At 57.1% G+C, this 14,929-nt stretch carries 17 protein-coding genes; all 17 read left to right on the forward strand.

Going from position 1 to position 14,929, the window contains the following annotated elements:
• Nucleotides 1–87: 87 nt before the first annotated feature.
• Nucleotides 88–423: an ethanolamine utilization microcompartment protein EutS gene (gene eutS / locus ACDO57_RS00725; RefSeq protein WP_024907587.1), complete on the forward strand. Its 336-nt coding sequence runs from the start codon at nucleotides 88–90 to the stop codon at nucleotides 421–423.
• Nucleotides 424–435: 12 nt separating this feature from the next.
• The gene (gene eutP / locus ACDO57_RS00730; RefSeq protein ID WP_032646741.1) at nucleotides 436–915 is read left to right on the forward strand and encodes an ethanolamine utilization acetate kinase EutP; all 480 of its coding nucleotides are present in this window, start codon (nucleotides 436–438) and stop codon (nucleotides 913–915) included.
• Complete coding sequence (gene eutQ / locus ACDO57_RS00735; RefSeq protein WP_024907589.1) at nucleotides 893–1,597, forward strand: ethanolamine utilization acetate kinase EutQ; 705 nt, start codon at nucleotides 893–895, stop codon at nucleotides 1,595–1,597. The genes eutP and eutQ overlap by 23 nt, the downstream gene beginning before the upstream one ends.
• Before the next feature lie 9 nt (nucleotides 1,598–1,606).
• Nucleotides 1,607–2,410 (forward strand): ethanolamine utilization cob(I)yrinic acid a,c-diamide adenosyltransferase EutT, encoded by an 804-nt coding sequence (gene eutT, locus ACDO57_RS00740; protein ID WP_370883414.1) that lies wholly within the window; start codon nucleotides 1,607–1,609, stop codon nucleotides 2,408–2,410.
• Nucleotides 2,407–3,423, forward strand: coding sequence for a phosphate acetyltransferase (gene pta, locus ACDO57_RS00745; RefSeq protein ID WP_148769823.1), 1,017 nt, complete (start codon nucleotides 2,407–2,409; stop codon nucleotides 3,421–3,423). The genes eutT and pta overlap by 4 nt, the downstream gene beginning before the upstream one ends.
• Before the next feature lie 40 nt (nucleotides 3,424–3,463).
• The gene (eutM, locus tag ACDO57_RS00750; RefSeq protein WP_003835054.1) at nucleotides 3,464–3,757 is read left to right on the forward strand and encodes an ethanolamine utilization microcompartment protein EutM; all 294 of its coding nucleotides are present in this window, start codon (nucleotides 3,464–3,466) and stop codon (nucleotides 3,755–3,757) included.
• A gap of 114 nt (nucleotides 3,758–3,871) precedes the next feature.
• Nucleotides 3,872–4,159, forward strand: a complete 288-nt coding sequence (gene eutN, locus ACDO57_RS00755) for an ethanolamine utilization microcompartment protein EutN (protein WP_024907592.1) — start codon at nucleotides 3,872–3,874, stop codon at nucleotides 4,157–4,159.
• Between the two features lie 11 nt (nucleotides 4,160–4,170).
• Nucleotides 4,171–5,574 carry an aldehyde dehydrogenase family protein gene (locus tag ACDO57_RS00760; RefSeq protein WP_370883415.1) on the forward strand — a complete coding sequence of 468 codons (1,404 nt, stop codon included), beginning with the start codon at nucleotides 4,171–4,173 and terminating at the stop codon, nucleotides 5,572–5,574.
• A 12-nt stretch (nucleotides 5,575–5,586) separates the two neighbouring features.
• Nucleotides 5,587–6,426, forward strand: coding sequence for an ethanolamine utilization protein EutJ (eutJ, locus tag ACDO57_RS00765; protein ID WP_032646729.1), 840 nt, complete (start codon nucleotides 5,587–5,589; stop codon nucleotides 6,424–6,426).
• Nucleotides 6,416–7,603: an ethanolamine utilization ethanol dehydrogenase EutG gene (eutG, locus tag ACDO57_RS00770; RefSeq protein WP_024907595.1), complete on the forward strand. Its 1,188-nt coding sequence runs from the start codon at nucleotides 6,416–6,418 to the stop codon at nucleotides 7,601–7,603. Before eutJ ends, eutG begins: the two co-directional genes overlap by 11 nt.
• A gap of 27 nt (nucleotides 7,604–7,630) precedes the next feature.
• Nucleotides 7,631–8,863, forward strand: coding sequence for an ethanolamine utilization protein EutH (eutH, locus tag ACDO57_RS00775; protein WP_032646725.1), 1,233 nt, complete (start codon nucleotides 7,631–7,633; stop codon nucleotides 8,861–8,863).
• On the forward strand, nucleotides 8,860–10,263 hold the full coding sequence (gene eutA, locus ACDO57_RS00780; RefSeq protein ID WP_370883416.1) for an ethanolamine ammonia-lyase reactivating factor EutA: 1,404 nt from the start codon (nucleotides 8,860–8,862) through the stop codon (nucleotides 10,261–10,263). Before eutH ends, eutA begins: the two co-directional genes overlap by 4 nt.
• A gap of 11 nt (nucleotides 10,264–10,274) precedes the next feature.
• A complete protein-coding gene (gene eutB / locus ACDO57_RS00785) occupies nucleotides 10,275–11,636 on the forward strand; it encodes an ethanolamine ammonia-lyase subunit alpha (protein ID WP_003038029.1) in 1,362 nt (453 codons plus the stop codon).
• 20 nt (nucleotides 11,637–11,656) lie between these two features.
• Nucleotides 11,657–12,553 carry an ethanolamine ammonia-lyase subunit EutC gene (eutC, locus tag ACDO57_RS00790; protein ID WP_370883417.1) on the forward strand — a complete coding sequence of 299 codons (897 nt, stop codon included), beginning with the start codon at nucleotides 11,657–11,659 and terminating at the stop codon, nucleotides 12,551–12,553.
• 9 nt (nucleotides 12,554–12,562) lie between these two features.
• Nucleotides 12,563–13,222: an ethanolamine utilization microcompartment protein EutL gene (eutL, locus tag ACDO57_RS00795; protein ID WP_024907599.1), complete on the forward strand. Its 660-nt coding sequence runs from the start codon at nucleotides 12,563–12,565 to the stop codon at nucleotides 13,220–13,222.
• Nucleotides 13,223–13,233: 11 nt separating this feature from the next.
• Complete coding sequence (gene eutK / locus ACDO57_RS00800) at nucleotides 13,234–13,764, forward strand: ethanolamine utilization microcompartment protein EutK (protein ID WP_090420079.1); 531 nt, start codon at nucleotides 13,234–13,236, stop codon at nucleotides 13,762–13,764.
• Between the two features lie 48 nt (nucleotides 13,765–13,812).
• Nucleotides 13,813–14,865: an HTH-type transcriptional regulator EutR gene (gene eutR / locus ACDO57_RS00805; protein WP_024907601.1), complete on the forward strand. Its 1,053-nt coding sequence runs from the start codon at nucleotides 13,813–13,815 to the stop codon at nucleotides 14,863–14,865.
• Nucleotides 14,866–14,929: the final 64 nt, after the last annotated feature.

A 14,929-nucleotide genomic window follows, 5' to 3' on the forward strand; every position in this document is an offset into this window, starting at 1 on the left:
ACCTTTTAAACCTGGTTGCCGAATTTTGTTATTTGCTCTGACAAAAAATTGCCACGATGAGGGCAGTTTTAGAGGAGGCGGTGAGCAATGGAAAAAGAACGCATTATTCAGGAATTTGTGCCGGGGAAACAGGTCACGCTGGCGCATCTCATTGCGCACCCCGGAGAGGAACTGGCAAAAAAGATCGGCGTTCCCGAAGCCGGTGCCATCGGCATCATGACGCTGACGCCAGGGGAAACGGCGATGATTGCCGGTGACTTAGCCCTGAAGGCGGCAGATGTACATATCGGTTTTCTCGATAGATTCAGCGGTGCGCTGGTTATCTACGGCTCGGTAGGCGCGGTAGAAGAAGCGTTATTACAGACGGTAAGTGGTCTGGGCCGGTTATTAAATTTCACATTGTGCAATCTGACAAAAAGTTAATCAGAGGCGGCGATGAAACGTATTGCGTTTGTCGGTACGGTGGGGGCGGGGAAAACGACGCTCTTTAATGCGCTACAGGGAAATTATTCCCTCGCCAGAAAAACACAGGCCGTGGAGTTTAATGAGAATGGCGATATCGATACGCCAGGGGAATATTTTAGCCATCCTCGCTGGTATCACGCCTTAATTACCACGCTGCAGGATGTCGATACGTTGATTTATATACATGCGGCAAATGATAAAGAAAGTCGCTTACCTGCCGGGCTGCTGGATATTGGCGCAAGTAAACGACAAATCGCCGTTATCAGCAAAACGGACCTGCCGGATGCCGACGTCGCCGCAACGCAACAACTTCTTTGCGGGATGGGGTTTCAGGAGCCGATTTTTGAGCTCAATAGCCATGACCCGCGCAGCGTGCAGCATCTGGTGGATTATCTGACTGAGCTCAGCCAAAAGGAGGAAAGGGCAGGTGAAAAAACTCATCACAGCTAACGATATTCGTGCGGCCCACGCACGCGGCGAACAGGAAATGTCAGTTGTTCTGCGCGCCAGCATCATCACCCCGGAGGCGCGCGAAGTTGCGGAGCTGCTGGGCGTCACCATCAGCGAATGCGATGAATCCACGCCATGCGCAGCCGCTGCTAAACCGGCTGCGGTGATTGATGGCAAAACGGAAAACCAACGCATTCGCGAAACCATCATTGCACAGTTACCGGAAGGACAGTTTACCGAAAGCCTGGTTGCCCAACTGATGGACAAAGTCATGAAGGAGAAGCAGTCGCTGGAGCAGGGCGGAATGCAGCCGAGCTTTAACTCGGTAACTGGCAAAGGCGGCGTCAAAGTCATCGACGGCAGTAGCGTGAAGTTTGGTCGTTTTGACGGCGCACAGCCGCACTGTGTGGGGTTAACCGATCTGGTGACCGACCAGGACGGCAGCAGTATGGCCGCCGGGTTCATGCAGTGGGATAACGCCTTTTTCCCATGGACGCTGAACTACGACGAAATCGACATGATTCTGGAAGGTGAGCTGCACGTTCGTCACGAAGGTGAAACCATGATTGCTAAAGCCGGGGACGTGATGTTTATCCCGAAAGGCTCCAGCATCGAATTTGGTACGCCCTCGACGGTGAAGTTTCTGTATGTGGCCTGGCCTGCGAACTGGCAGTCCTGCTAAGGCGGATGTATGAAGGATTTCATTACCGAAGCATGGCTCAGAGCGAATCATACGCTCAGCGAAGGGGCTGAAATTCATCTCCCCGCTGACGCTCGCCTGACGCCGTCTGCCCGGGAATTACTGGAAAGCCGACATCTGCGCATTAAGTTTATCGACGAGCAGGGCAGCCTGTTTATTGCTGACGAAGACCAGCAGCCGCAGCCGGTGCATGGGTTAACCAGCAGCGATACGCATCCACAGGCCAGCTGCGAACTGTGTCATCAACCGGTGGTGAAGAAACCTGACACGCTGACGCATCTGACGGCGAACAAGATGGTTGCCAAAAGTGATCCGCGCCTGGGATTTCGCGCCGCGCTGGACAGCACCATCGCGCTGGCCGTGTGGTTGCAGATAGAGCTTGGGCAACCGTGGCAGCCGTGGCTTTCGGATATCCGTTCGCGCCTGGGCAACATTATGCGCGCCGATGCGATGGACGAGCTGCTGGGAGCACAAGCTATCGTCGGCTTAAGTGACGACGATTTACACCGCCTTTCGCATCAGCCGCTGCGCTATCTGGACCACGACCATCTGGTGCCTGAAGCCAGTCACGGACATGATTGCGCGCTGCTTAATCTGCTGCGTACCAAAGTCCGTGAAACGGAGACGGTGGCGGCCCAGGTTTTCATCACCCGTAGTTTTGAAGTCATGCGACCGGACATCATGCAGGCGCTCAACCGCCTTTCCAGTACGGTCTACGTCATGATGATTCTGAGCGTTGCGAAGCACCCGCTGACGGTTAGCCAAATTCAACAGCGACTGGGGGAGAAACCATGATCATTGAACGTGCTCGTCAACTCTCCCACCGCTCACCTGCACGGGTGGTGTTTCCGGATGCGCTGGATGTTCGGGTACTGAAGGCGGCAAATTATCTGCATCAGCACCGTCTGGCGCGTCCCATTCTCGTCGCCAGTCCGTTTGCGCTGCGCCAGTTTGCTCTCAGCCACCGGGTGGCGATGGATGGCATTCAGGTTATCGATCCGCAAAGCAACCTGCCAATGCGTGAAGAGTTTGCGCTGCGCTGGTTGGCCCGCGCGGGAGATAAAACGCCTTCGGATGCCCGGGAAAAACTCAACGATCCGCTGATGTTCGCCGCGGCAATGGTCAGCGCGGGTAAAGCTGACGTCTGTATTGCGGGCAATCTATCGTCGACGGCCAACGTGCTGCGCGCCGGTTTGCGCATTATTGGGCTACAGCCAGGCTGTAAAACGCTGTCGTCAATTTTCCTGATGCTGCCGCAGTATCTCGGGCCGTCATTAGGGTTTGCCGATTGCAGCGTCGTGCCGCAGCCCACCGCCGCACAGCTGGCGGATATTGCGATTGCCAGCGCACAGACATGGCAGGGGATCACGGGGGAAGAGCCGCGCGTGGCCATGCTGTCGTTTTCAAGTAATGGCAGCGCTCGCCATCCCAACGTCGCTAACGTGCAGCAGGCGACGGAGATTGTTCGTGAGCGTGCCCCGCAGCTTATCGTGGATGGCGAACTGCAATTTGATGCAGCCTTTGTTCCGGAAGTCGCCGCGCAAAAAGCGCCCGCCAGTCCGTTAAAGGGCAATGCCAACGTGATGGTTTTCCCGTCGCTGGAGGCAGGCAATATTGGCTACAAAATCGCCCAGCGTTTGGGAGGGTATCGCGCCGTTGGCCCCTTGATTCAGGGACTTGCCGCACCGCTTCACGACCTCTCTCGCGGCTGTAGCGTACAGGAAATTATCGAACTGGCGTTGGTGGCCGCTGTGCCGCGCCAGACTGACGTGAGTCGTGAAAACGCCTCGCACACACTGGTTGTATAAGGTCCCGTTCTGGACCCCTTTGACTTAAGAGGAAAGCAAAATGGAAGCATTAGGAATGATTGAAACCCGGGGCCTGGTTGCACTGATTGAGGCTTCTGACGCAATGGTTAAAGCGGCACGTGTGAAACTGGTTGGCGTGAAGCAGATCGGTGGCGGTCTGGTCACGGCTATGGTCCGTGGCGACGTAGCGGCATGTAAAGCGGCAACAGACGCAGGTGCTGCGGCTGCACAGCGTATTGGCGAGCTGGTTTCCGTACACGTGATCCCGCGTCCGCATGGCGATCTGGAAGAAGTGTTCCCGATCAGCTTTAAAGGCGACAGCAACGACATGTAAGTCGTCCATGTGACGCCACAAATTTCATTGCTGGCGTCACCCTCTCTCCTTTTCACATTACCTTCTGCGGAGGGTAGGGGGAGGTTTTACCTGAAATATGCCACGGAGGCGCGTATGAAACTGGCAATCGTCACAGGACAAATTGTTTGTACCGTACGCCATCAGGGGCTCGCGCACGACAAGTTGCTGATGGTGGAAATGATTGATGCCCAGGGGAATCCCGACGGCCAGTGTGCTGTTGCTATCGACAGCATCGGGGCGGGAACCGGGGAGTGGGTGCTGCTGGTCAGCGGCAGCTCAGCCCGTCAGGCGCACCGTCACGAATCATCACCTGTCGATCTGTGCGTGATTGGCATCGTCGATGAAGTGGTGGCTGGTGGCCAGGTGATCTTCCATAAATAAGGCAGAAAATCATGAATCAACAGGATATTGAACAGGTCGTGAAAGCGGTGCTGCTGAAAATGAAAGACAGCAGCCAGCCCGTCAGTGCCGTTCAAGAAATGGGCGTTTTTGCCTCCCTGGATGACGCAGTGACGGCAGCAAAACTGGCCCAGCAGGGGTTGAAAAGCGTCGCCATGCGTCAGTTGGCTATCGCGGCTCTTCGCGAGGCGGGCGAAAAGCACGCCAGAGAATTAGCGGAACTTGCCGTCACAGAAACCGGCATGGGACGCGTTGACGATAAATTTGCCAAAAACGTGGCGCAGGCACGCGGTACGCCGGGGGTGGAATGCCTCTCTCCACAGGTCCTGACCGGCGATAACGGCCTGACGCTGATTGAAAATGCGCCGTGGGGCGTAGTGGCCTCGGTGACGCCGTCTACCAACCCTGCCGCAACCGTTATTAACAACGCCATCAGCCTGATTGCCGCTGGCAACAGCGTGGTCTTCGCTCCGCATCCTGCGGCAAAAAAAGTCTCTCAGCGCGCCATTATGCTGCTTAACCAGGCGATTGTTGCCGCAGGCGGCCCGGCAAACCTGCTGGTGACCGTTGCCAATCCGGATATCGAAACGGCCCAGCGCCTGTTCAAGTACCCAGGCATCGGCCTGCTGGTGGTGACCGGCGGTGAAGCCGTAGTGGATGCTGCGCGTAAGCACACCAACAAGCGTCTGATTGCCGCTGGTGCGGGTAACCCGCCGGTGGTGGTGGATGAAACGGCCGACCTGGCCCGCGCGGCGCAGTCGATCGTCAAAGGCGCATCGTTTGATAACAACATCATCTGCGCCGATGAAAAAGTCCTGATCGTCGTGGATAGCGTTGCCGACGAACTGATGCGCCTGATGGAAAGCCAGCATGCGGTGAAACTGACTGCGGCTCAGGCCGAACAGCTGCAACCTGTGCTGCTGAAAAATATCGATGAGCGCGGTAAAGGCACGGTCAGTCGTGACTGGGTAGGCCGCGATGCAGGAAAAATCGCGGCGACGATTGGTCTGACCGTACCAGAGCAAACGCGGCTGTTATTCGTCGAAACCTCAGCGACGCATCCGTTTGCCGTCACCGAATTGATGATGCCGGTGCTGCCTGTCGTGCGGGTCGCCAGCGTCGATGAGGCCATTGAACTGGCGGTCAAGCTTGAAGGCGGCTGTCACCATACGGCGGCGATGCATTCGCGCAATATCGACAACATGAACCGCATGGCAAACGCCATTGATACCAGCATTTTCGTCAAGAACGGACCGTGTATTGCGGGGCTTGGGCTCGGCGGTGAAGGCTGGACCACGATGACCATTACCACACCAACCGGGGAAGGGGTGACCAGCGCGCGCACGTTTGTGCGTCTGCGTCGCTGTGTGTTGGTGGACGCCTTCAGAATTGTATAAGGAGTAAAAGGGATGGCGCACGACGAACAGCGTTGGCTGACACCCAGGCTGCAAAAAGCGGCAGCGCTATGTAACCAGACGCCTGCTGCGAGCGATTCACCGCTGTGGCTGGGCGTTGATTTGGGAACGTGTGATGTGGTGTCGATGGTTGTCGACAGTGACGGACAGCCGGTTGCGGTTTGCCTGGACTGGGCCGATGTCGTGCGCGATGGCATCGTCTGGGATTTCTTCGGCGCGGTGACCCTCGTTCGTCGCCATCTCGATACGCTCGAACAACAGCTGGGTTGCCGCTTTACCCATGCGGCAACCTCGTTTCCACCGGGAACGGACCGGCGCATTTCGATCAACGTGCTGGAGTCTGCCGGACTTGAAGTGAGTCATGTGCTCGACGAACCGACCGCGGTGGCGGACCTGTTGCAGCTCGATAACGCTGGCGTGGTGGATATCGGGGGCGGTACCACCGGGATTGCCATTGTTAAACAGGGCAAAGTGATCTATTCCGCCGATGAAGCGACCGGCGGGCACCATATTTCTCTGACGCTCGCCGGGAACCGTCGCATCCAGTTGGAGGAAGCCGAGCAGTACAAGCGCAGCAATGGCAAAGAAATCTGGCCAGTGGTTAAGCCGGTCTACGAAAAGATGGCGGAAATCGTGGCTCACCATATAGCCGGACAGGGCGTCGCTGACTTGTGGCTGGCCGGTGGCTCCTGTATGCAGCCGGGCGTTGATGAACTGTTCCGTAAGCGTTTCCCGAAGCTGCAGGTGCATTTACCCCAGCACAGCCTGTTTATGACTCCGCTGGCGATTGCAAATAGCGGAAAAGAAAAAGCGGAAGGAATCTATGCAAGCTGAATTGCAGACCGCGCTCTTTCAGGCATTCGATACCCTGAATCTGCAACGCGTAAAAACGTTTAGCGTTCCACCGGTTACGTTATGTGGACTGGGAGCGCTGAGTACCTGTGGGCAGGAAGCAAAAGCGCGCGGACTGACGCATATGTTCGTCATGGTTGATCGTTTCCTGCATCAGGCGGGGATGACCGCTGCACTGGAGCGCAGCCTGGCGATGAAAGGCGTGGCGATGACGCTGTGGCCATGTCCGGCGGGCGAACCGTGCATTACGGACGTCTGCGCGGCGGTCGCGCAATTGCGTGAATCGAAGTGCGATAGCGTTGTGGCCTTCGGCGGCGGTTCCGTACTGGATGCCGCAAAGGCAGTCGCGTTGCTGGTGACCAACCCCACGCAGACGCTGGCTGACATGACGGAGCACAGCGTGTTGCGTGCGCGTCTGCCGCTGATTGCGGTGCCAACTACCGCCGGAACGGGCTCAGAAACCACTAACGTCACGGTAATTATCGACGCCGCGACAGGACTTAAACAAGTGCTGGCCCACGCACTGCTGATGCCGGATGTGGCGATCCTTGACGCCGCGCTGACGGAAGGTGTGCCCGCACACGTCACGGCGATGACCGGGATCGATGCGCTGACGCACGCCGTTGAAGCATATAGCGCGCTGAACGCGACGCCGTTTACCGACAGCCTGGCGATTGGCGCGATTGCGATGATCGGTAAATCGCTGCCAAAGGCCGTCGGCTACGGTCAGGATCTGGCGGCGCGGGAAAGCATGCTGCTGGCGTCCTGCATGGCGGGAATGGCGTTTTCAAGCGCGGGACTGGGCTTGTGTCATGCGATGGCGCACCAGCCGGGCGCTGCGCTGCATATCCCGCACGGACAGGCTAACGCCATGCTGCTGCCCACGGTAATGGGGTTCAACCGCATGGTGTGTCGTGAGCGCTTCAGCCATATCGGACGGGCGTTAACTAACAAGAAGTCGGACGATCGCGATGCCATCAACGCCGTCAGCGAGTTGATTAGTGAAGTGGGCCAGACAAAACGACTCTCTGACGTTGGGGCAAAGCCCGAGCATTACAGCGCATGGGCGCATGCCGCGCTGGAGGATATTTGTATTCGCAGTAACCCACGCACCGCCACGCAGGCCGACATTATCGCGTTGTATGCGACGGCACAATAAATACACATATGACAGGGAGTGAAGGTTATGGGAATTAACGAAATCATCATGTACATCATGATGTTCTTTATGCTGATTGCCGCCGTGGACAGGATCCTGTCGCAGTTCGGCGGTTCGGCGCGCTTCCTCGGTAAGTTCGGTAAGAGTATTGAGGGTTCGGGCGGCCAGTTTGAAGAAGGTTTCATGGCGATGGGCGCGCTGGGCCTGGCAATGGTCGGTATGACCGCGCTGGCACCCGTACTGGCGCATGTGCTTGGGCCGGTGATTATTCCGCTGTACGAAATGCTGGGCGCAAACCCGTCGATGTTTGCCGGAACGCTGCTGGCGTGCGATATGGGCGGCTTCTTCCTGGCGAAAGAACTGGCGGGCGGCGACGTTGCGGCGTGGCTGTACTCTGGCCTGATCCTCGGAGCGATGATGGGGCCGACGCTGGTCTTCTCCATTCCGGTTGCGCTGGGAATTATTGAACCGTCCGATCGTCGTTATCTGGCGCTGGGCGTGCTGGCCGGTATTGTCACCATTCCAGTTGGCTGTATTGCGGGTGGTTTGGTCGCGATGTACTCCGGCGTCGAAATCAATGGTCAGCCGGTGGAGTTCACCTTTGCGCTGATCCTGATGAACATGATCCCGGTGCTGATCGTGGCCGTGCTGGTGGCGCTGGGATTGAAATTCATCCCGGAAAAAATGATCAACGGCTTCCAGATCTTCGCGAAATTCCTCGTCGCGCTGATCACTCTCGGTCTGGCGGCTGCGGTGATCAAATTCCTGCTCGGCTGGGAGCTGATTCCGGGTCTTGATCCTATCTTCATGGCACCGGGAGACAGGCCGGGTGAAGTGATGCGCGCCATCGAAGTTATCGGTTCTATCTCCTGTGTGCTGCTGGGCGCCTACCCGATGGTGCTGCTGTTGACCCGCTGGTTTGAAAAACCGCTGATGAGCGTCGGCAACCTGTTAAACGTTAATAACATTGCGGCTGCGGGGATGGTCGCGACGCTGGCGAACAACATCCCGATGTTCGGCATGATGAAGAATATGGATACCCGCGGCAAAGTGATCAACTGCGCCTTTGCGGTCTCCGCGGCCTTTGCTCTGGGGGACCACTTAGGCTTCGCCGCTGCCAACATGAACGCGATGATCTTCCCAATGATTGTCGGCAAGTTGATCGGCGGTGTGACGGCGATTGGCGTGGCTATGCTGTTAGTACCGAAAGACGAAGATGTTCCGGCACCAGCAGACACTCATCCGGAGGCGCAATCGTGAATATTCGCCAGCTACTCAGCGTCGGTATCGATATCGGCACCACCACCACTCAGGTGATCTTCTCGCGCCTTGAGCTGGTCAACCGTGCGGCAGTGTCGCAGGTGCCGCGCTACGAATTCATCAAACGCGAAATTAGCTGGCAAAGCCCGGTGTTTTTTACCCCGGTTGATAAACAGGGCGGGTTGAAAGAGGCCGAACTTAAGGCGCTGATCCTCGCCCAGTATCAGGCGGCGGGCATCAAGCCTGAGGCCGTCGATTCCGGTGCGATCATCATTACCGGAGAAAGCGCCAAAACCCGCAACGCACGACCCGCAGTGATGGCGCTCTCCCAGTCGCTGGGGGACTTTGTGGTTGCCAGCGCCGGCCCGCATCTGGAATCGGTGATTGCCGGTCAAGGCGCGGGAGTGCAAACCCTGTCCGAGCAAAAAATGTGCCGGGTACTGAATATCGACATCGGCGGCGGGACGTCGAACTACGTCCTGTTCGATGCCGGAAAGGTCAGCGGTTCGGCCTGCCTGAACGTTGGAGGAAGGCTTCTGGAAACGGACGGTCAGGGGCGAGTGGTGCATGCGCATCAACCGGGGCAGATGATTGTTGATGACGTATTTGGTCCGGGCTTTGACGCCCGAACCCTCAATGCGGGGCAGCTTGTTCAGGTGGCCAGACGGATGGCGGCGCTGATTGTGGAGGTGATTGACGGCACGCTTTCACCGCTGGCGCAGGCGATGATGCAAACCGGTTTACTGCCTGCGGGTGTGAAACCGGATGTGATTACGCTTTCAGGGGGAGTGGGCGAATGCTACCGCAACCAACCAGCCGATCCGTTCTGTTTTTCCGATATCGGGCCGCTCCTCGCCACGGCGCTGCATGAACATCCGCGTCTGCGTGAGATGAACGTGCAGTTCCCGGCGCAGACCGTGCGTGCCACGGTGATTGGTGCCGGTGCACATACGCTGTCGCTTTCGGGCAGCACTATCTGGCTGGAAGGCGTGACGCTTCCGCTGCGCAATCTGCCGGTGGCGATTCCGGTTGATGAGGCTGATCTGGTTGCCGCCTGGCAGCAAGCGCTGATGCAACTCGATCTGGATCCGCAAACGGATGCCTACGTGCTGGCGCTGCCCGGTTCGCTGCCGGTGCGCTACGCCGCGCTATTAACGGTGATTGATGCGCTGCTGGCCTTTGTCGCGCGCTATCCGAATCCGCATCCCCTGCTGGTGGTAGCCGAGCAGGATTTTGGTAAAGCCCTGGGCATGCTGTTACGCCCACAGTTACAGCAACACCCGCTGGCGGTCATCGATGAGGTGGTTGTCCGGGCGGGGGACTATATCGACATTGGTACGCCTCTTTTTGGCGGATCGGTTGTGCCGGTGACGGTGAAATCACTCGCATTTCCTTCCTGAGGGAACGACTTATGAAACTAAAGACCACATTGTTCGGCAATGTTTATCAGTTTAAGGATGTGAAAGAGGTGCTGGCAAAAGCCAACGAACTGCGTTCGGGGGATGTGCTGGCAGGGGTAGCTGCAACCAGTTCGCAGGAGCGCGTGGCGGCCAAGCAGGTGCTGTCAGAAATGACGGTGGCGGATATCCGCAATAACCCGGTGATTTCCTATGAAGAGGACTGCGTCACGCGTCTGATTCAGGATGACGTCAACGAAACGGCCTATAACCGCATCAAAAACTGGAGCATCAGCGAACTGCGCGAGTACGTGCTGAGCGATGAAACCTCCGTTGATGACATTGCGTTTACGCGTAAAGGGTTAACGTCGGAAGTGGTCGCCGCGGTAGCTAAAATCTGCTCTAACGCGGACCTGATCTACGGCGGTAAGAAAATGCCGGTTATCAAAAAGGCCAACACCACTATTGGTCTTCCTGGCACTTTCAGCTGCCGTTTACAGCCGAACGACACCCGTGATGACGTGCAGAGTATTGCGGCACAAATCTACGAGGGACTCTCCTTCGGTGCGGGCGATGCGGTAATTGGCGTAAACCCGGTAACGGATGATGTGGAAAACTTAAGCCGCGTACTGGATACCGTGTACGGCGTTATCGATAAATTCAACATCCCGACCCAGGGCTGCGTACTGGCACACGTTACCACCCAGATCGAAGCGATTCGTCGCGGCGCGCCGGGCGGGCTGATTTTCCAGAGTATCTGCGGCAGCGAGAAAGGCTTAAAAGAGTTCGGCGTTGAGCTGGCCATGCTGGATGAAGCACGCGCAGTGGGCGCGGAGTTCAACCGCATCGCCGGTGAAAACTGCCTGTACTTCGAAACCGGACAAGGGTCTGCGCTCTCCGCAGGCGCTAACTTCGGTGCCGATCAGGTGACGATGGAAGCGCGTAACTACGGGCTGGCGCGTCACTACGATCCGTTTCTGGTGAACACCGTGGTGGGCTTTATCGGGCCGGAGTATCTGTACAACGATCGTCAGATTATTCGCGCGGGTCTGGAAGATCACTTTATGGGCAAGCTGAGTGGCATCTCAATGGGCTGCGACTGCTGCTACACCAATCATGCTGATGCTGACCAGAACCTCAACGAAAACCTGATGATTCTGCTCGCCACCGCTGGCTGCAACTACATCATGGGCATGCCGCTCGGTGACGACATCATGCTCAACTATCAGACCACCGCCTTTCACGATACCGCCACCGTCCGTCAGTTGCTGAATTTACGGCCGTCGCCGGAGTTTGAACGCTGGCTGGAAACCATGGGCATTATGGCAAACGGTCGCCTGACCAAACGGGCGGGCGATCCGTCACTGTTCTTCTGATGACGCGGGGATGACACACGATGGATCAAAAACAGATTGAAGAAATTGTACGCAGCGTTATGGCGTCAATGGGAGAGTCGCAGCCGCAGGCGCAAGCGTCGTCACCTGAAGAGAAATGTAGCACCGCGCAGTGTGCTGCACCAACGGGTGAAAGCTGTGCAATGGATTTAGGCTCAGCCGAGGCCAAAGCGTGGATTGGCGTTGAGAACCCGCACCGCGCAGAGGTGTTGATCGAGCTGCGCCGCAGCACCGCCGCGCGTGTATGTACCGGCCGTGCCGGTCCACGCCCGCGCACTCAGGCGCTGCTGCGTTTCCTGGCCGATCACTCGCGTTCAAAAGACACGGTGTTGAAAGAAGTGCCCGAAGAGTGGGTAAAAGCCCAGGGGCTGCTGGAAGTACGCTCGGAAATCAGTGACAAAAACCTGTACCTGACGCGCCCGGATCTGGGGCGTCGTCTGAGTGCGGAAGCCATTGAAGCGCTGAAATCACAGTGTGTAATGAACCCGGATGTGCAGGTGATTATCTCTGATGGCCTGTCTACCGACGCCATCACCGCCAACTACGAAGAGATCCTGCCGCCGCTGTTGTCGGGCTTAAAACAGGCTGGATTGAAGGTTGGGACACCGTTCTTTGTTCGCTATGGTCGCGTGAAAATCGAAGATCAGATCGGCGAACTGCTTGGTGCGAAAGCGGTGATCCTGCTGGTTGGGGAACGTCCGGGCCTTGGCCAGTCTGAAAGCCTTTCCTGCTATGCCGTCTATTCGCCGCGCGTGGCGACGACCGTTGAAGCTGACCGTACCTGTATCTCGAATATTCACCAGGGCGGTACGCCACCGGTTGAAGCGGCGGCGGTGATTGTGGATTTGGCCAGGCGCATGCTGGAGCAAAAAGCATCCGGCATCAATATGACCCGTTAAGGAGGCATCATGCCAGCATTAGATTTGATTAGACCTTCAGTCACCGCAATGCGCGTGATTGCCTCGGTAAATGACGGTTTTGCCCGTGAACTTAAATTACCGCCACATATACGTAGCCTTGGACTCATCACAGCAGATTCTGATGACGTGGCGTATATTGCCGCAGACGAAGCGACAAAACAGGCAATGGTCGAAGTGGTTTATGGCCGCTCGCTGTATGCCGGCGCGGCGCACAGCCCCTCTCCAACCTCGGGCGAAGTGCTGATTATGCTCGGAGGGCCAAACCCGGCCGAAGTTCGCGCAGGTCTGGACGCGATGGTGGCCAATATTGAAAGCGGTGCGGCTTTCCAGTGGGCAAATGACGCAGAAGATACCGCTTTCCTGGCGCATGTGGTTTCGCGTACCGGGTCGTATCTCTCGGCGACCGCAGGATGCCGACCTGGCGATCCGATGGCGTATCTGGTGGCGCCGCCGCTGGAGGCGACGTTGGGTATTGATGCTGCGCTGAAATCTGCCGATGTGCAGATTGTCACCTATGTGCCGCCACCGTCAGAAACCAACTATTCGGCCGCGTTTTTGACCGGTAGCCAGGCCGCCTGTAAAGCCGCCTGTAACGCCTTTGCCGATGCCGTGCTGGATATTGCCCGTAATCCAGTCCAGCGCGCGTAAGAGAGGTAGTGATGATCAATGCACTGGGATTACTGGAAGTGGATGGCATGGTGGCTGCCGTCGACGCGGCAGATGCCATGTTGAAAGCCGCTAACGTGCGTCTGCTGAGCCACGAAGTGCTCGATCCTGGCCGGCTGACGCTGGTGGTGGAAGGCGATCTGGCTGCGTGCCGCGCAGCGCTGGATGCCGGCAGCGCTGCCGCAGCGCGTACAGGCCGTGTTATCAGCCGTAAGGAAATAGGCCGGCCGGACGATGACACCCAGTGGCTGATCGGCGGTTTTACGCGCCAGCCGAAGAAACCAGAACAGAAGCCAGAAGTGAAAACAGAGGTAAATCCACAGAAGACGCAGGATGCCCCGTTGACGTCTGAATCCTCTGAGCAACTTCTGACGCTGTTGGCATCGGTCCGTCAAGGAATGACGGCAGGGGAAGTGGCTGCCCACTTTGGCTGGTCACTTGATGAAGCCAGAAAGGCGCTGGAACAGCTCTTTTCTCACGGAGCGTTGCGTAAACGCAGTAGTCGCTATCGCTTAAAAAATTAACCTGTCGGAGGGCCGGGGGCTTCGTTGAGGCTTCCGGCTTAAAAGATCATGAAAAAGACCCGAACTGCAAACCTGCACCATCTTTATCATGAAGCATTACCCGAAGACGTTAAACTTACGCCGAAAGTGGAGGTGGACAACGTTCATCAGCGGCGAACAACGGATGTGTATGAGCATGCGCTGACGATTACCGCCTGGCAGCAAATCTACGACCAGCTGCATCCGGGAAAATTTCATGGCGAGTTCACGGAAATCCTGCTCGACGATATTCAGGTGTTCCGTGAATACACCGGACTGGCGCTGCGTCAGTCATGTCTTGTCTGGCCGAACTCGTTCTGGTTTGGTATTCCGGCCACGCGCTGCGAACAGGGATTTATTGGCACCCAGTGTCTGGGTAACGCTGAAATTGCCACCCGCCCGGGCGGGACGGAGTTTGAACTGAGTACGCCGGATGATTACACCATTCTGGGCGTCGTCATTTCTGAAGAGGCCATTGCCCGTCAGGCCAACTTCCTGCATAACCCGGAAAGGGTGATGCATATGCTGCGTAACCAGTCGGCGCTGGAAGTGAAAGAACAACACAAAGCTGCTCTATGGGGCTTTGTGCAGCAGGCGCTGGCGACATTTAGCGAGAATCCGGTAAACCTCCATCAACCTGCGGTACGCAAAGTGCTGGGCGATAACCTGCTGCTGGCGATGGGCACAATGCTGGAAGAAGCGCAGCCGATAATCACGGCCGAGAGTATCAGCCATCAGAGCTATCGTCGCCTGCTGTCGCGTGCGCGCGAATATGTGCTGGAAAATATGTCAGAGCCGCTGACCGTACTTGACCTGTGTAATCAGTTGCACGTCAGCCGTCGGACGCTGCAAAACGCCTTTCATACGATACTCGGAATTGGTCCGAATGCCTGGTTAAAACGTATTCGTCTGAACGCCGTGCGTCGCGAGCTGATAAGCCCGTGGTCGCAAAGCGTGACGGTAAAAGACGCCGCCATGCAGTGGGGATTCTGGCATCTGGGGCAGTTTGCCACTGACTATCAGCAATTGTTTGCGGAGAAACCGTCGTTGACGCTGCATCAGCGTATGCGCCAGTGGGCGTGATGACATTATTGTGCCGGATACGACGCTTTGCGCCTTATCCAGCCTGCGGGGCAGTGCCTCAGTC

Origin of the sequence: Enterobacter cloacae complex sp. 2015409 (genome assembly GCF_041365315.1) — a bacterium.
In the GTDB taxonomy this organism is placed as follows: Bacteria; Pseudomonadota; Gammaproteobacteria; order Enterobacterales; family Enterobacteriaceae; genus Enterobacter; species Enterobacter pseudoroggenkampii.